Annotated in this window: 17 protein-coding genes; all 17 read right to left on the reverse strand. The window is 37.9% G+C overall.

Going from position 1 to position 16,567, the window contains the following annotated elements; genetic code table 11:
• Positions 1-12: 12 nt before the first annotated feature.
• Genes HM990_RS00705 through HM990_RS00785 form a run of 17 tightly spaced genes read right to left on the reverse strand, consistent with a single transcriptional unit; the run spans position 13 to position 16,563 of the window.
• On the reverse strand, positions 13-306 hold the full coding sequence (locus tag HM990_RS00705) for a hypothetical protein (RefSeq protein WP_034886805.1): 294 nt from the start codon (positions 304-306) through the stop codon (positions 13-15).
• 6 nt (positions 307-312) lie between these two features.
• Positions 313-909 carry a hypothetical protein gene (locus HM990_RS00710; RefSeq protein ID WP_229719336.1) on the reverse strand — a complete coding sequence of 199 codons (597 nt, stop codon included), beginning with the start codon at positions 907-909 and terminating at the stop codon, positions 313-315.
• A gap of 44 nt (positions 910-953) precedes the next feature.
• Positions 954-1,847 carry a ribose-phosphate pyrophosphokinase gene (locus HM990_RS00715; RefSeq protein ID WP_073100511.1) on the reverse strand — a complete coding sequence of 298 codons (894 nt, stop codon included), beginning with the start codon at positions 1,845-1,847 and terminating at the stop codon, positions 954-956.
• Positions 1,848-1,853: 6 nt separating this feature from the next.
• Positions 1,854-3,356 carry a thymidine phosphorylase family protein gene (locus tag HM990_RS00720; RefSeq protein WP_178987105.1) on the reverse strand — a complete coding sequence of 501 codons (1,503 nt, stop codon included), beginning with the start codon at positions 3,354-3,356 and terminating at the stop codon, positions 1,854-1,856.
• 28 nt (positions 3,357-3,384) lie between these two features.
• On the reverse strand, positions 3,385-4,761 hold the full coding sequence (locus HM990_RS00725) for an MBL fold metallo-hydrolase RNA specificity domain-containing protein (RefSeq protein WP_178987106.1): 1,377 nt from the start codon (positions 4,759-4,761) through the stop codon (positions 3,385-3,387).
• A gap of 14 nt (positions 4,762-4,775) precedes the next feature.
• A complete protein-coding gene (locus tag HM990_RS00730) occupies positions 4,776-5,030 on the reverse strand; it encodes a hypothetical protein (protein ID WP_009778882.1) in 255 nt (84 codons plus the stop codon).
• 33 nt (positions 5,031-5,063) lie between these two features.
• Positions 5,064-5,906 (reverse strand): ATP cone domain-containing protein, encoded by an 843-nt coding sequence (locus HM990_RS00735; RefSeq protein WP_178987107.1) that lies wholly within the window; start codon positions 5,904-5,906, stop codon positions 5,064-5,066.
• Positions 5,903-6,739, reverse strand: a complete 837-nt coding sequence (locus HM990_RS00740) for a universal stress protein (RefSeq protein ID WP_178987108.1) — start codon at positions 6,737-6,739, stop codon at positions 5,903-5,905. The genes HM990_RS00735 and HM990_RS00740 overlap by 4 nt, the downstream gene beginning before the upstream one ends.
• Before the next feature lie 25 nt (positions 6,740-6,764).
• Positions 6,765-7,538: an SDR family oxidoreductase gene (locus tag HM990_RS00745; RefSeq protein WP_070237408.1), complete on the reverse strand. Its 774-nt coding sequence runs from the start codon at positions 7,536-7,538 to the stop codon at positions 6,765-6,767.
• A gap of 42 nt (positions 7,539-7,580) precedes the next feature.
• The gene (locus HM990_RS00750; RefSeq protein WP_178987109.1) at positions 7,581-8,570 is read right to left on the reverse strand and encodes a 2-hydroxyacid dehydrogenase; all 990 of its coding nucleotides are present in this window, start codon (positions 8,568-8,570) and stop codon (positions 7,581-7,583) included.
• A 10-nt stretch (positions 8,571-8,580) separates the two neighbouring features.
• Positions 8,581-9,849: an MgtC/SapB family protein gene (locus HM990_RS00755; protein WP_178987110.1), complete on the reverse strand. Its 1,269-nt coding sequence runs from the start codon at positions 9,847-9,849 to the stop codon at positions 8,581-8,583.
• A gap of 3 nt (positions 9,850-9,852) precedes the next feature.
• A complete protein-coding gene (locus HM990_RS00760; protein ID WP_178987111.1) occupies positions 9,853-10,827 on the reverse strand; it encodes an ATP-dependent 6-phosphofructokinase in 975 nt (324 codons plus the stop codon).
• A complete protein-coding gene (locus HM990_RS00765) occupies positions 10,814-11,734 on the reverse strand; it encodes an alpha/beta fold hydrolase (RefSeq protein WP_178987112.1) in 921 nt (306 codons plus the stop codon). Before HM990_RS00765 ends, HM990_RS00760 begins: the two co-directional genes overlap by 14 nt.
• Positions 11,731-13,089, reverse strand: coding sequence for a dicarboxylate/amino acid:cation symporter (locus tag HM990_RS00770; RefSeq protein ID WP_009778890.1), 1,359 nt, complete (start codon positions 13,087-13,089; stop codon positions 11,731-11,733). Before HM990_RS00770 ends, HM990_RS00765 begins: the two co-directional genes overlap by 4 nt.
• Positions 13,090-13,101: 12 nt before the next feature.
• Positions 13,102-14,163: a class I fructose-bisphosphate aldolase gene (locus HM990_RS00775; RefSeq protein ID WP_178987113.1), complete on the reverse strand. Its 1,062-nt coding sequence runs from the start codon at positions 14,161-14,163 to the stop codon at positions 13,102-13,104.
• Positions 14,164-14,175: 12 nt separating this feature from the next.
• Positions 14,176-15,189, reverse strand: coding sequence for a type II glyceraldehyde-3-phosphate dehydrogenase (locus tag HM990_RS00780; RefSeq protein WP_034886831.1), 1,014 nt, complete (start codon positions 15,187-15,189; stop codon positions 14,176-14,178).
• A gap of 18 nt (positions 15,190-15,207) precedes the next feature.
• Positions 15,208-16,563, reverse strand: coding sequence for an APC family permease (locus tag HM990_RS00785; RefSeq protein ID WP_047418802.1), 1,356 nt, complete (start codon positions 16,561-16,563; stop codon positions 15,208-15,210).
• Positions 16,564-16,567 lie beyond the last annotated feature (4 nt).

Consider the following 16,567-nt stretch of genomic DNA (forward strand, 5'->3'; position numbering starts at 1 on the left):
ATTGTTTAAGTGTTATCGTAATTTTTTTCTCATTGCTTCCGATATGTTTTCGGCATAGACGCCATAAGCATCTACTAAAAGACCTTTAAGCCCTTTTTTGGAAGATATTGCATATAAAATGCTGTTATCATCGGTACTGCTCATTCCTTCAAAGCGATATATTTTATCCACTTTAAAATCTTCTGGTCGAATCTCAATTTTCAGGGAAGCACATTCCAGACATTCAGGTTTTAAGTTGAAATCATAAGGGTATTCGTTTGTCTGCAAATCGTTAATAGCTTCTGAAAGGGTGTCATAATTTTTCATTTATTATTATTTATAAGTCATTGTAAAATAACTGTTGTCTTCTTCGGTAAATTTTTGAAAGGTCAATAGACCTTGTGCATTTAATTTCTCGTTAACAGTATAATTGAGTTGCTTAATGCGAATTCCCAAGGCATAGGCCTTAATGTTAATTTTTGAATTAATATTATTTTCGCTATTATTAAATTTTCGGTCGTAAATTTTTATGGTACTTTTTGAGCCAAAAAAATTCAACAAGCCCGAATCAAAACTCATTTCCAGTTCTATATTTTCAAGATTTTTCAAGTCGTAGAGTTCTTTAAATTTTTTAGAAGTGGTATTAATTTCGGTTTCTTTTGATTTTGGGTTTGAAAATGGAAATGCCATTACCATTATACTGGCTTCATCAGGCTTACAGCGATAGGTTGTGGTGTATTTATCGGTCGCTATTTTGTCTTTATCAAACAATTCCGTAACCACCTTAATTTCATAGTATCCATTTTTCTCTATTGTTTTACCAGCTTCAAAAGTTTGTTTATTGAGAAAAGCACCTTTTTCATCAAAATTCTCACGAATGACCAATCTGCCTGAAATCTGCCCAATAAGCATTTCAGTTTGTCCAGTCATTGTGATGCTGAATAAAATAATCAGTACTATGAAGATTCGACTTCTCATATATGGTGCATTAATTTCTTTACCTCTTTTGCCAGTATATCGCTTAAATCTATGCCATTGGACGGATGCGGAATGGTATTGCAGGTCACTATCTTTTCTACTCCGGAATCCAACAAATCTTGATAGGCATTACCTGAAAAAACGGCGTGAATACCAACACATATAGGTGGTCTCATCCCTGCTTTTTTCAAATGCACCACGGTTTCAATCATCGTTCGCGCCGTAGAAATAATATCATCTACCAAAATAGGTGTGGCATCTTTGTATTTGTCCACATCAGGAACAGAGACTTCTACATCACGGTCACCGTGACGCACCTTTTGTAATACTATAAATGGTGCTCCTGCATTTTTAGCAACTTCAGAAACCCATTGTTCACTTTCAGAATCGGGACCGATAAGTACTGGGTTTTCGATGTTTTCCTTTATCCAATCTGAAATAGCATCGGCAGCGTGAATTACTTTATTTGGAATTTGATACACTTCTCCTAATGAACTAATTCTGTGCAAGTGAGGGTCAACCGTGGTAATGCTATCGGCAAAACCTGAAATCAATTTTCCGAAGAAGCCAGAAGTTACCCCTTCGCCTTCATTAAATACTTTGTCCTGCCTCATATATGCCAAATAGGGCGCTACCAAACAGGTGCACATTGCCCCTAATGATTTGGCAGTATGACTTAAAAAATAAAGGGGCAATAGTTTTTCGTCTGGTTCGTGCAAGGTGCATACCAGTACAACACATTTGTCTTTAACATCAGATAAGATACGTGTATAGGATTCTCCATCAGGGAAGTTGCGCAAAGTGGCTTTGCCAACTTCGGCATCCATTTTTGTAGCCATTAGTTCTGTGAGTTTTTCGTTTCCGGGAAGACTGAATAATATTGTTTTCATAGTTTTTTAAATTATAGTTATGATGTCATTATGGTTGTTTTTATATTCCAGAGCATAGTTGAGTTCGCCTTTGGATTCAGCATATATGGTATATAATAATTGGTCTATTTCAATTTTTTCATTTAAATGGACATTCAAAAGAATCCCTGCCGATTTAGACTGCGGTGCGCCAGAAAGCTTGGCGAGTTTTGCAATCTTCCTATTATCTATTCGCTTTAGATTCCCAGAGGTTTCTGCTCTAATTTCGGTTTTATAGGGTGCTAAAACAGGTTTTGAAAAGCGACCTTGCGCATTACAAATAGCAAGGAATTTTTTATAAGCCTGACCAGATGTGAGAATTTGATGTGCGGTTTCTAACCCTTTCCCTTTTTCTACTTTGCCAGAAAGCTCTATTAGTTCAGCGGCTAAAAGCAATGCTCTTTCTGTTAGGTCTTTTGGTGCATCTGCTTCATTTTTCAAAACTTTTAAAATATCAATGGCTTCTAAAGTGGGGCCGATACCCCTTCCGACAGGTTGTGAGCCATCTGTAATGACAACTTTTACATTCAAGCCAACAGATGTCCCAACGGTTTCCATATGATTTTTTAGTTTTTGAGCCATTTCGGTACTGCGAACCTTGGCGGTTTCACCCACGGGAATATCAATGACCACGTGAGTGGAACCAGCTGCTGCTTTTTTAGAGAGTACCGAAGCAATGAGCTGCCCTTCACTATCAATATCCAAGGCTTTTTCAATTTTGATGAGCACATCATCCGCAGGACTTAATTGGGCTGTTCCGCCCCAAACAAAACAACCGCCTTCTTTTTCTACCACGGTCTTTATTTCTTCTAAAGAAAGCGTCACATTGGTCAGTACTTCCAAAGTATCCGCTGTGCCTGCTGGCGAAGTGATGGCGCGTGAGGATGTTTTAGGCATTGTAAGTCCATACGCAGCGACAATAGCAACCACTAATGGGGTGGTTCTATTTCCAGGCAATCCGCCAATGCAATGTTTATCGACCACAATTTCTTTGTCCCAATTCATTTGCTTACCAGAAGCAATCATTGCTTTGGTAAGGTCAGATATTTCGTCAATATCCAGTCGGTCACCTGCACAGGCCGTAATAAATGCCGAAAGGTGGATGTTGGAATAATCGCCTTCAACTATATCGGTTATGATTTCATTAAATGCTGAATAATCCAGTTTTTGATTATAAATTTTCGCCCTGACGTGGCTTAAAGATTCAATTGGTTCTAAATGGGAAACATATAATGTATCATTTGGGGAAACATTCAGTTTTTTCGCAGCAGCATCTGATAGTCCGATTTCATTGGGCAACAGAATATCAGAATTCAGGACATTAAGACTTGCTACGATTGATTTATTTGCATTGGATATTCTTATTCGGGTAAGTGCCTCAAACCCTTCTGAAATACAGACGTGGCAATCTTCACGCATATACACTACATTTTCGTTTTGGGTATAGATTCCGAGATGTTTATATTTTAATATGTTTGAGTGTGTGTCCATATTTTATTGATTGTTGTGATTTTTCGATTTATTCTATTTCTTCGATGGTGTATAATTGCGGAATTTCTGCATCCCACCCATAGGTTTCCTTGATGCCCTTTTGTAATGCTTCTGCACTTTCTTTTTCACCGTGTACAATGAAAACCCGCTCTGGCTTATTTTTTATTTTGCGCATCCAATCCATAAGTTCAGCGTGGTCTGCGTGTGCCGAAAGCCCTTCGATTTCAGCAACTTCCATATGAAACGGCACCCATTTTCCATAGACTTTTAGTTCTTTCTCACCCTCCAATAATTTTCTACCACGTGTGCCTTCGGCTTGATAGCCTACAAAAAGTAAGGTGTTATTTGGATTTTGCGCTTGGGTTTCGAGATAGTTGAGCATTCTTCCGCCTGTGAGCATTCCGCTTCCTGCAATCACGATTTTTGGCTTGTTGTCTGTTCTTAATTCCATTGTTTCCCGATAACTGCTTACGACCGTAAAGTGAGAACACATTTCGTCACATTCGTTGTCCTCCAATCTGTGCCAATCGCGAGTTCTATGAAACAGTTCCAATACATTGGCACCCATCGGGCTGTCCATAATCATTTGTACTCTGGGGATTTTCTTTTCTTTCAATAATTTCCAAAAGATGAGCATCATTAGCTGGGCACGTTCTACCGAAAAGCTTGGGACAAATAAGCTACCACCTCTGTTGATGGTATCATTTACTAATTTTTCAATATGTGGAAGTGCTTCTACTTCATCGGGATGAAACCTTCCACCATAAGTGGATTCAATGAAAAGCACATCCGCTTTTTTTGGTTTAAGGGGTGGATAGAGCAATAAATCATTGGTTCTACCAATGTCTCCTGAAAAGACAAAACGTTTTCCGTGCACATCCAACTCAATATAGGTTGCACCCAGAATATGTCCGTTGTATTGGAAGCGAACCCTAATACCATCAAATAACGGAATCCATTGTGATTGTGGAATTCCTTTAAAGTGTGGGATAGTTTTTTCTACATCCTTTAAATCGTATAATGGTTCTGCGGGACTATGTTTGGAATAGCCTTCCTTATTGGCACGTTCGGCTTCTTGCTCCTGTATTTTTGCACTATCATTCAAAATGATTTTTGCAATGTCCAAAGTAGGATTCGTACCATAAATGGGACCATTGAAGCCTTGTTTTACCAATCTGGGTAAATAACCTGTATGGTCCATATGACCGTGGGTAAGCAAAACAGCATCAATATCACCTACATTAACAGGTGGGTACTCCCAGTTTTTAAGGCGTAATTCCTTTAACCCTTGGAAGAGGCCACAGTCTATAAGTATCTTTCTATCTCCTGTATCCACCAAATATTTTGAGCCAGTCACGGTGCCTGCCGCTCCCAAAAAGTGGATGTTTATTTTTTTGTTTTTCATCGTTATAGTATTTATTAATGTCCACCACAACAGGAAGGCGTATTTCCTTTGTCTTGGTTCGATTTGCTCAATTCTGCTATTTCGTTATATAGATTGCGGGAATCCTCTTTTATTACGAGTGCCAACTTCTTTACGGATTTAGGCTCGAAGTGTACCATACCCAATAATATTTCGAGGGCTTCTTCAAGTAGTTTAGAATCATCTTCCAATGCTTGGTAAAATGGCTCTAAATCTATACGGTTCTGTTCTTTCAGTTCTTCTGTTTTCATTTGTCCTATTTATTTAGATTAAAAATTAGTGCTCTAATGAATTCCACATAATTCTCTTGAATCTTCGAGAACCTTTTTGTGTCTTGATTTTGGCACTCCTACTTGTTCTAAAATTTTTGGGGTTTCGTGAAGCTCTTTACAGAGTACGATACCTTCATCCAATAGTTTTGTTTTTTCAGCTTTGGTAAGTGTTGTTAATGCTGTTAATGGATGCAGCCCCGATTTATCTATTCTGTCTTTTAAACCGTCACCAATTGGATAATCCCAACTTGTCAATAGTAGCCTCACGCATTTACCATATTTCACCGCATCACTTGTAAATCGTGTATTGGTGTAAACGCCTCCTTTATGAAGCTTGGCTTCGTGACCTTTTTGACGTTCCCATTGTTTTTCAACATCTAAAAATCTTGAGTGGATATATAAGGGAATTTTAACGTTGCAAAAGCGACCTTGGTCACTGTGGTATTTACATTCAATCATATAATGGGTATTGTCTTTTTGGGCTATTACATCCACTTCGTGCTGAACGCAATTGCCTTGAACTATTACACCAACCTGTGTTGAAAATCCTTCGTGTGCCAGTAGTTTGCTTACTAACTTCTCAAATGGGAAGCCAGAAGGACCTAATTCCATCAGGGCTTTTTTGAGTTTGTATTTTGAAGCACTTACTCTCGACTTACCTTTTAGCATTTTAAATGCCATTTGATAGATTTTTTTGGTGGTAATGCCTTCATATAATTGGTCTTCAACTTGCCCTACTATTTGCTGAATCAATTCTTCACTTGCTTGCGAACGTCTTAATGAATTGATAAGTTTATCCACATCAAAGGCTACCACGTCGCCCGAATATTTTACTATGTTTATTGGATGTTTCATTTTTTAATATGTATGGTCATTACAGGAAGTTCTGAATGATTGGTTACACCTTCGGCAATACTTTTTGAAAATAAGCTCAAAAATCCTGTCTTTCCGTGGGTACTCATCGCAATTAAATCTGCTGGCTGATGTTTTAAAAATGTATTAATACCTGCCTCTACTGAAGATTCGTTATGAACACTCATAGAAAACTTTTTTAGGTCGGGAAACTTTTCAAGGAATTCCTTAACAGGGTTTAATCCAACTTCTATACTGTTAAAGTCTGTTTCTGTATTTATGCGTAACAAATGAATTTTTGCATCACATTTTTCAGCTATCGAAAGTACTTCTTGAAACGGATGACTCACATCTTCTTCAAAATCTGATACGAATAGAATGTCCTTAAAGGGAAATGTTACTTCCTCTTCTTTGACCACAATAATCGGGGCATTGGCCTTTCGGACAATTTTCTCAACATTGCTGCCAGTTATTTCCCTCACTCGACCCTTTGTTCCACTACTGCCAGTTATAATAAAATCGTGATGAAAATGGCCAGAATGTTCCAGAATATCTTTTTGTCCTGAATCGAACTGAAGAAAGGTTCGGCATTTAAGACCGTCGTGTTCCGCTATTTTTTCGAGTTCACGTAAATTAGCCTTTGCAGCACCTATCTGCTTTAAGGTTTCTGGATAACGCTTTTCTTTAAGTTTGTCTAATTTTACCCAATCCACAGGTGTTGTCATTTGATGTAGAAAGTGTATTTCTGCATTGTATGTTTTTGCCATTTTAATCCCGAGATGTGCAGCTTTAGTACAGTTTTCAGAGAAATCGGTAGGTACAAGTATGTTTTTCATAATTTTTGAATTTTATATTCTTCTGTTATTGTGCGGTATAGCCACCATCGATTACCAATTCAGAACCAGTCATAAACTTGGATTCATCCGAAGCTAGATAGACGACTCCATAGCCTATATCATCAGGCTCTCCCAAATGGCCAACAGGATGCAAACTTTCTAATTGCTTTTTGCCTTCTTCTACATCACCTTGAGCTTTCAGAAAATTTTCTACCATTGGTGTCCAGATATAAGCAGGATGTATAGAATTGATACGGATTCCGTAGCCTTGTCTTGCACAATGCAGGGCAGCAGATTTCGTGAATATGGTAACACCGCCTTTGCTTGCGTTATAAGCAGGTAGGTTAGGGTCCCCGATAAGTCCTTCAATGGAAGAGAAGTTGATGATGGAACCACCTTCTCCAGTTTCCTTCATACCCTTTATACCATATTGAGTACCTAAAAAAGTGCCATTTAGGTTTACATCTATGAGGTTTTTCCAATCTTCAAGGGTAACTTCTTCTACAGTTCCACCTAATCCTATTCCGGCAGAATTAGCTAATATGTGTAATTTTCCGAAAGTTTTGAGCGTGGTCTCAATGACATTTTTCCATTCATCTTCTTTGGATACATCTTGTTTAATGAAAATAGCCTCCCCACCGTTAGCTTTGATTTGTTGGACTACCTTTTTTCCATCTTCTTCATCTATATCTGTAACAACGATTTTTGCTCCTTCACGTGCTAATAAAATAGCACTTGATTTACCTAGACCAGAGGCACCTCCTGTGACAATGGCTACTTTATTTTTTACTCGATTCATAATTTTAAGATTTAAGTGTTACTACTATTTTTTGCTTCTTAATCAAGAAACTTGGTTTCCTGAAACTTTGCCTTTTTCAAAACAATCCAGATTATATATCGTGGTTTCAGCAATATTTGTCAATGCAGTTTCGGTTAAAAAGGCCTGATGACTGGTTATCAAAACATTGTTGAAGGTCATTAATCGGGCAATCACATCGTCTTGCAAAATGTCATCGGAATGGTCTTCAAAGAACAATCCTTCTTCTTCCTCATACACATCTATTCCGAAATACCCAATTTTTTTAGTTTTCAATCCTTCGATAACAGCTTTGGTATCGACCAATCCACCACGACTTGTATTGATAAGCATTACGCCTTGCTTCATTAATGAAATATGTTTTGCATCAATCAAGTGTTTCGTTGAAGACGTTAGTGGTACGTGTAAGCTTATGATATCGGACTGCTTACAAATAGTTTCACAATTGGTATAGATTACATTGTAGGAATTGATTAAATTTTCATCCACAATGACATCCTGAACAAGTAATTTACAACCAAAACCGTGTAGTATTTTTACCAATACAGACCCAATTTTTCCAGTCCCGATAACGCCGACGGTTTTTCCATTGAGGTCGAAACCGGTAAGACCGTTCAATGAGAAATTCTGGTCACGTACCCTGTTGTGTGCTTTAATCAATTTTCGGTTTAATGCAAGTATGAGCGCCATTGTATGCTCTGCAATGGCATAAGGGGAATAGGCTGGAACACGTGCCACCTTCATATCCAGTTCAGCTGCTTTTGCTAAATTCACGTGATTGAATCCTGCTGAACGCAGAGCAATATATTTTACGCCAAAAGCATTGAATTTTTCAAGAATGTGTGCCGAGGCATCATCGCCCGTAAATAGACTTACTGCTTTAGAACCCGTTGCGAGAATAGCAGTTTCTTGAGTTAAACGACTTTCAAGCAGCTTTAATTGATGCTTGCCATCATTCGCTTTTACGAGATACGGCTCTTCAAACTTATGCGTGCTGAATACTGTTGTTTTCATTTCACTTTTTTTAATTTCCTAACTGTATTAAAATATATACTAACCCTACGATGACAACAGTTCCAAAAATTAGCATCACGAGTTTCCCGGTCTTTTTTGAACCTTTGAAATAGGTAATACCAAGTTTTACAATCATATTGCTTATGGTTGCTGTTATAATGACATTGGTGGCCAGCGTGAGTTTTTCTTCCAATGACCCAAATTTTGCCATACTAATAGTTATCGCATCCGTATCTGCCAATCCTGCAATTAGGGCTGAATAGTATAAACCGCTTTCGCCAAAAAATTGATTTCCATAAAAAACTGCAAACAGGATGACCACATAAATACCACCAAACCCAAGGGCGTTCCAAATATTGAGCGGATTACCCAGATTGATAGCTGTTTTTGTGACATCTGTATTCTTTTTGATGAATAAGAGTGCGCTTATCAAGCAGATAAGGGTAAGAATAGTAAATGGAATGACTAAATTTAAAAGTATGGCACTATTGAAAATATAGGCCAGAATCGCAAGTCTGGGAAACATAATTGCGGAAGCTATAATAATACCCGCAGCATATTCTTTTGAAAGTTCTGGCGATTCCTTACTTCGGGAAGCATAAATCCAAGCTACTGCGGTACTTGAAATCAATCCGCCTAAAATTGCAGTGAGTAGAATACCACGTTTAGAACCTACATATTTCACAAGAAAGTAGCCGATGAAGTTAAGAAAAGAGACAATCACTATAATTGCTCCAATCTCAAAAGGGTTAAGCAAACCTTCTGGACCATAGTCTTGATTTGGTAAGAAAGGCAAAATAAGAAGCGCAATAATTGAAAACTTAATAAAGGCAAAAAGCTCTTCTGAAGTAATATTTTTAATGAAAGTATTGAAAGTCGTTTTTAACGATAACAGAGTAACCACGACTACTGCGGTCGCAACTGCTTCCTTGTGCAAATGATTAGCGACCATAACGCCCAAAATCAAAGTAGCGAATAATGCCATATTGGTGGTAATACCAGTCATAATATGTTTTTGAACTATGGAAAGATGACTCAAGGACAAAAACAAAAGAAATGCTGCCGAAATAACAATAACTAGCCAAGGCGTGTAGGTAATCGAAAGATTTCCCAAGATAAAACCAATAATAGCGACAATAGGGAAGGTTCTTATCCCAGCAAAACCTTGTTCTTCCTTCAATTTGTCGTATTCACGTTCCAGTCCCAGAATAAGACCTATGCCTAGACTTATGAGTAGTCCGAGGATAAATGGGTTGATATTTTTAAAGGCTTCTATCATTTCTTACTTTCCAAATAGTTCTAAAAGTTTGTATAATTCAGTATTTACCTGATGTTGCTTGACCACCTCTTTAAAAGAGGTTAGATGCAATTGATTATTTAAGATTCCTACCATTACATTTTTTTTGCCTTGTAAAAGTGTTTTTACAGCTGCCACTCCTAGTCTAATGCCCAACATTCTATCTAAAGCTGACGGATTTCCACCTCGCTGTACGTGCCCAAGCTTCGTAATTCGTAAATCGACATTGGGATTGACTTCCTTTATTTTTAAGGAAACAAGTTCAGCACCTAGTTCATCACCTTCAGAAACCACGACAAGGAAGGCATCTTCACTATCGTAATTCTTAACCTTGTCCAATAGATAAATAAAGTCCTTTCCACTCTCGGGAATAAGGATGGAATCGGCACCTACCATTAATCCTGAATGAATAGCGATGTAGCCTGAATCCCTTCCCATTACTTCAACAATAAATACGCGGTTATGGGATTCGGCAGTATCTTTTATTTTATCAATATTTTCAATGGCAGTGTTTACAGCCGAATCAAAACCAAGGGTGTAATCTGCACCAAAAATATCGTTGTCTATAGTGCCAGGAATGCCTATAAACGGAATGCCGCATATTTCTGAAAAAGCTAATAGACCTTTAAAAGTACCATCACCACCAATAGCAATTAAAGCATCTATGTTATTTGCTTTTAAAGTTTGCAATGCTTTTTTACGACCCTCTAATTCCAGAAATCGTTTGCTTCGTGCTGTTTTGAGAATAGTGCCACCTTTTTGGGTTATTTTTTTTAGTTCGTGAGATTTTAATGGTATCAAATCACCATCTATCAACCCTTCATACCCTTTTCGAAAACCACTTATTTTTACGTCTTTTGCTTCAGCGGATTTGGCAATGGCATATAGTGCAGCATTCATCCCAGGGCTATCGCCTCCAGATGTGAATACGCCTATATGTTTGATTTTATTCGTGCTCATTGGGTATGGTTTTTTTTAACTTTTTTTCAGAAATAGTAAAATCTTGAATTGTGTTCCAAACAAATTCTGCTTCTTTCAGAAAGAATTGATGGTCTCCTTCAGATGAAGTAATTACTTGTGGGTTTTTAAATTCCTTTGATAATTTTAAGGCATTTTCTACAGGTGCAGTGGTGTCTTTTTCTCCGTGAATAAAAAGCACGTTTTTATCCTTAATTTTCTTTGCAATCGCATATAAATCTGTTTTTAAGATGACTTCTGTGAGCGAATAATAATAACTCATCCAATGATGCTTTTTTGCATCTTCATAAACTTCATCTGTTAGGTTATCAGGCTTGAATGCACTTGACATAAATATGGGATGAATCATACAAATGTATTTTGAGAATTTGCTTGTTGAAATCCTATCTACAAAGGAATGAGAAGACATAATTTCTTTAAACTCATCAGCGTTCTTGTAAACAGGTATGCTTATAAAAATTCCTGCCTTGAACCAAGTTGGTTGCTTTTCCAATATTGCTAATGAAATCATAGCTCCCATAGAATGTCCTGCAATAATGATATTTCCATCATTGAATCCTTCTTTGTTAAGAATCAATTCAAGGGCCTGCAATTGTATTGAAAGGGAATAATCACTTTGTGGTTTTGGCGAATCACCAAAACCTAGCAGGTCGACTAAAAGTAGCTTATGCGTAGTTGTAATACTTTCTAAATTGCGTTTCCAATAATGCAATGAGCCTGTTAAACCGTGTAACAAAACAAGTTTGTTTTCTCCAGAGCCTATTATTTCATAATTCAACAGTGTTTCTTTGGCATCATAAGCTGGTTGCTTACCAATCTTATAATGCTGATAGCTGGCAATAGCCACAACAGGAAGAATGAGCACTATGGATATGAGTAGTAATGTCATTGTTTTGAAATTGATTTATTATTCGTTTTCTCACTAACCAAGATTGGGGTTTTACCATAGAATCTATTGAAGACCATACAGGCAGTTAAATCACCAGTTACATTTACAGCAGTCCTAAACATTCCCAAGAGTCTTTCTACACCAATGATAATGATGATGCCTTCAGCAGGTATGCCGACACTTCCCAAAACAGAAGCGAGTATAACCACACCACCTCCTGGAATGGCAGGTGTACCAATGGATGCAGCGACAATAGTTACAATGACCACTATAATATTGAGTAAACTCATTTCCAGTCCGTAAGCTTGGGCAATAAAAAGAGTTGTAATAGTTTGATATAGTGCAGTACCATCCATATTAACGGTCGCCCCTATAGGTATGATAAAATTGCTAATAGTCTTGTCCACTTTTAGTTCTTCTTCGGCGGTTTTTAGAGATAAGGGCATCACAGCGGCAGAACTTGTGGTTGAAAAAGCCAATAATTGAACATCCCTTATTTTTTTTAGGAAATGCAATGGGTTTTTCTTTCCGAGAAGTACGATGAGTCCCAAATAGAAAATTACCAATAAAAGAAGACCGAGAAGTACTACCCCAACATAGTACGTTAAACCTGATAAAGAACTTAAACCAACACTAGAGGTAAGCTGCGCCATTAGTCCGAAAACAGCAATAGGTACTAGAAGCATTGACCATTTTACTACTGTCATACAGACTTCCTGAATGGCACTTAAAAGAAGCTTTACTGGGCGCAGTAAGGCATTTTCAAGTGATAGCACGGCTACACCAATAATGATTGTGAAAATCACAATACTTAACATTTCACCACTAACCATAGATGCTAAAGGGTTCTCTGGAAGTAAGTTTGATATGGCATCTGGAATAGTTTCAAGGCCGAAGGAAAGCTCGGGATTTTCCGTTGGAACAGCAGTAATTTCATTATGTTCAGCTAGAGCCTGTTGATGTAAAAAGCGACCAGGTCTAAAAATTTGAGATAGTATTACACCCAAACTTACCGAAACTATGGTAGTGCCTAGAAAATATAATAAAACGCCACCACCTAATTTTTTTAGACTGTCCTTTTCATTACTTGCGATTCCTGTGATGATAGAAGCCACAATCAAAGGAATCATAATCATTTGAACCAGTTTTAGAAAAAGTACGCCAGGCAATGCCAGCCAATTCCCTGCGATGTCTGCTGTTTCTTTAGTAATCCACCCGTTTTGAGGACTTAACAGCAATCCAAAACCAACACCCAAAAATAAGGCAATGATAACCTTTAGCCATAGACGACTTTCTACCAATTTTGAGAGGTAGTGATTGAATGATTTAAGTGATTTTACTTCTGTGTCGAACATTCCTTTTTATTGTTATGCAATGCTAATTTTAGTATCCAAATAAACTTTCTGAACGGATTGTAATACTTCCACGCCTTCACCGAAGGGCTTTTGAAACGCTTTTCTTCCCATTATCAATCCAGAGCCACCAGCTCTTTTATTGATAACGGCAGTTGTTATTGCCTCCACCAAATCAGACTTACCTTTAGAGCCACCACCGGAATTAATCAATCCGATTTTTCCCATAAAGCAATTAGCCACCTGCAACCTGCATAGGTCGATGGGATGTTCTGTTGTCAGCGTCTCATACATTTCATCATCATATTTTCCAAAACCGATTTCTTTGAAACCAAAGTTATTTGTAGGTAATTTTTGCTTAATGATATCTGCCTGAATGGTTACCCCAATATGATTTGCTTGCCCTGTTACATCGGCAGCAGCGTGATAATCTTCTTTTCCAGTTTTGAAAGCTTCGTTTCGGGTATAGCACCATAAAATGGTAGCCATACCTAAATTGTGGGCTTCTTCAAAAGCTTCAGCTATTTCTTTAAGCTGTCTATTGCTTTCTTCGGAACCAAAATATATAGTAGCACCGACAGCAACTGCTCCCATATCCCACGCAGCTTTTACTTTACCAAATAAGGTTTGGTTATATTTATTAGGAAATGTGAGCAGTTCATTGTGATTAATCTTTACGATAAAAGGGATTTTATGGGTATATTTCCTAGCGTTCAATCCCAAAGCACCAAACGTGGAAGCCACACCATTACAACCGGCCTCAATGGCGAGTTTTATAATATTCTCTGGGTCAAAATAATCAGGGTTTTTATAGAATGAAAAGGCCGCACTATGCTCGATACCTTGGTCAACAGGCAGAATACTCAAGTAGCCTGTGCCACCAAGATTTCCGTAGTTATACAATTGCGAAAGGCTTCGCAGTACCTGCGGATTTCTGTTGCTTTGGGTAAATACCTTATCTAGGCTCGTTCTACTTGGGGTTTGCAATTCATCCTTGGTTATTTTTTCACAAACGTGATTCAAATAGAAGTCTGCTTTTTCCCCTAACAGTTGTGTAATATTTATGTCTATTTTCATTGTATTAATGATTTAATGAATTCCTAAACTTTCATTTGTTTTAGCGATAGATTTGGCACCATCTGTTTCAATTCCTGTAAGTGCTCTAATGGCATCAATAGTTTCGGGTATAACAATTGCTTGGTTGTCTACCACATAGGCGTAGAAAAGTTCATCCCCCACTACCTTCAGCATATCTTCCCATAGTGCTACTTCATACATATCGCCCCAAGGTCTTCCCATATCCAAAAACATTTCCTTGATAGTGTTGTTAGAAACTAGGCCTTTGTCATATTGAATTAGCTTGATACGACTAGATGTCTTAAAAGCATTCAGCACTTCTTCTTTCGAGGCTTGTTTTTTTAACTTCACATTCCAATAGTGCATATGGCTTAAAGTTTCTGGAACTTTTACTGCGGCAGTGATGACATCCAAATCTGGGTCAACGCTTTTAGCATCAGGACCTTGGTGGCTCGGGATGTCTTTTTCAGGAACCATCGTATTCATAATACCACCTAAATGGCTTTCCCAAGGATCTGTTGCTCTTCTTAAAAGTGTACCTCTAGCATAATCCAATAAATTGGCTCTTTTTAAAGCGGTCAACGTCCTTAAAATAGAAGTGGTGTTGCAGGAAACTACACGTGTAGCATCTAGATTTAGAGCAGACTGATAATTATTTTCAGCACTAAAGGAATGGCCTGTTGTTTCGTGTTTTTCGCCTCCGTGTAAAATAAATTTGATGTTTTGCTCTTTATAAATTGCTACATTTTGAGCCGCAATCTTTTTAGGGGTACAGTCCACAACGAGATCTGATTTTTTCAACAGGTCGTGCATATCGCCTTTTACTGAAATACCTTCGGATTTCATTCTGTCTTCTGCTTCTTGAGTTGCTGCGTAGATATCGTACTTTTTTCTCACGGCATTTTGAATGCGCCAATCGCTTATGATATCACACACGCCCGAAAGCTTCATATCGTCCTGTAGATTGATGGCATCGGCCACCCTTTTTCCGATGACTCCGTATCCTATAACTGCTATATTTTTCATATAAATTGTTTTAATTAATTATGATTTGTTGTTTTTATTATTTGTATTCTCCATTCCCATAGGCATATTGCCATCATCGTCTGTATGCGAAATCATAAAAAAACGTTCCGCAATGAGAATCAGGATAATTCCAATTGCTGCTACGATGAGCACCATTGGATCATTCAGATATTTTATATATAGAAAGGCTGCTAGTACTGCAATGTCCATTACAATGGCTATTAACGGAATGATGGGGTTAAATTTTACCTCGTTTTTTAGGTGGCGAAAAAGCCCCCAATGGATAGCGATATCCATAATGAGGTAGAAAATAGCTCCTATAGAAGCGATTCTTGTTAAATCGAAAAGGGCAGTGAGTAAAATGGCAAGGGAAACCGTGAATATGAGCGCTGGATTTTTAAAATTACCTATCCTTTTTAAAGAGGGTACTTGTTTCATATTACTCAACATCCCCAATAAGCGCGATGCCGAAAATACACTGGCGATAACCCCTGAAAAGGTTGCTACAATAGCGATTGCTATAGTAAACCATAAGCCCCATTCCCCAAAAACAGGTTCGGCTGCTGCTGCCAAAGCATAATCTTTTGCCTTTATTATTTCAGGAATGCTTAAACCGCCTGCAACAGCAAGTGCCAAGGCTACATAAATAAGTGTGCAGATAAGAATAGAAATCACAATGGATCTTCCAAGGTTTTTGTGTGGATTTTTGATGTCTCCACCTTGATTCGTTATTGTTGTGAACCCTTTATAGGCAAGGATTGATAATGCCAATGCCGCTACAAAGCCGAACCCTTGTGGTAAAGTTTCGGTATTTTGTGGGATATAGTCTCCTGTAATATCCGCAAATCCGGAAGCTACCAGACCTGCAATCGCAAGTAGTGCAATACCACCTACTTTAATAATTGCTGTAAAAGTGGCCGTTGCTCCAATTACTTTATTTCCTAGAATATTTATTATATAAGCTGTTACCAAAAGTAGAATACCAAGTATGGATGCATAACCAGCATAACTTTCTGGGAATAATCGAAGGGTATAAGCGCCAAAGGTTCCTGCAACCAAACTTTGTGCAACGACCATTGAAACATACATTAGTAAAGAATAGACACCGGTTGTCGTTCCAGGTCCATAGGATTTATTGAAAAACTTAACCACACCTCCAGAGGATGGAAAAGCATTTGAGAACTTTACGTAGGAATAAGAGCTGAAACCCACCACGACAGCTCCCGCAATAAAGGCAATCGGGAACAGATCTCCTACTAACTCCGCTATTTGTCCCATTAGAACAAATATGCCAGCACCAATCATTACACCAGTTCCTAGAGATATAGACCCTATTAAGGAAAGCTTATTGTTTTTATCTGTTGTGTCTTTCATTCGT

This window comes from Winogradskyella schleiferi (genome assembly GCF_013394655.1).
Taxonomy (GTDB): domain Bacteria; phylum Bacteroidota; class Bacteroidia; order Flavobacteriales; family Flavobacteriaceae; genus Winogradskyella; species Winogradskyella schleiferi.

Coding starts and splice junctions, on each gene's coding strand:
- HM990_RS00765 (WP_178987112.1), bottom strand. CDS start 11,734: ATGACATTACTACTCATATCCATAGTGCTCATTCTTCCTGTTGTGGCT.
- HM990_RS00755 (WP_178987110.1), bottom strand. CDS start 9,849: ATGATAGAAGCCTTTAAAAATATCAACCCATTTATCCTCGGACTACTC.
- HM990_RS00770 (WP_009778890.1), bottom strand. CDS start 13,089: ATGTTCGACACAGAAGTAAAATCACTTAAATCATTCAATCACTACCTC.
- HM990_RS00785 (WP_047418802.1), bottom strand. CDS start 16,563: ATGAAAGACACAACAGATAAAAACAATAAGCTTTCCTTAATAGGGTCT.
- HM990_RS00760 (WP_178987111.1), bottom strand. CDS start 10,827: ATGAGCACGAATAAAATCAAACATATAGGCGTATTCACATCTGGAGGC.
- HM990_RS00705 (WP_034886805.1), bottom strand. CDS start 306: ATGAAAAATTATGACACCCTTTCAGAAGCTATTAACGATTTGCAGACA.
- HM990_RS00750 (WP_178987109.1), bottom strand. CDS start 8,570: ATGAAAACAACAGTATTCAGCACGCATAAGTTTGAAGAGCCGTATCTC.
- HM990_RS00775 (WP_178987113.1), bottom strand. CDS start 14,163: ATGAAAATAGACATAAATATTACACAACTGTTAGGGGAAAAAGCAGAC.
- HM990_RS00710 (WP_229719336.1), bottom strand. CDS start 909: ATGACTGGACAAACTGAAATGCTTATTGGGCAGATTTCAGGCAGATTG.
- HM990_RS00720 (WP_178987105.1), bottom strand. CDS start 3,356: ATGGACACACACTCAAACATATTAAAATATAAACATCTCGGAATCTAT.
- HM990_RS00725 (WP_178987106.1), bottom strand. CDS start 4,761: ATGAAAAACAAAAAAATAAACATCCACTTTTTGGGAGCGGCAGGCACC.
- HM990_RS00745 (WP_070237408.1), bottom strand. CDS start 7,538: ATGAATCGAGTAAAAAATAAAGTAGCCATTGTCACAGGAGGTGCCTCT.
- HM990_RS00780 (WP_034886831.1), bottom strand. CDS start 15,189: ATGAAAAATATAGCAGTTATAGGATACGGAGTCATCGGAAAAAGGGTG.
- HM990_RS00730 (WP_009778882.1), bottom strand. CDS start 5,030: ATGAAAACAGAAGAACTGAAAGAACAGAACCGTATAGATTTAGAGCCA.
- HM990_RS00740 (WP_178987108.1), bottom strand. CDS start 6,739: ATGAAAAACATACTTGTACCTACCGATTTCTCTGAAAACTGTACTAAA.
- HM990_RS00715 (WP_073100511.1), bottom strand. CDS start 1,847: ATGAAAACAATATTATTCAGTCTTCCCGGAAACGAAAAACTCACAGAA.
- HM990_RS00735 (WP_178987107.1), bottom strand. CDS start 5,906: ATGAAACATCCAATAAACATAGTAAAATATTCGGGCGACGTGGTAGCC.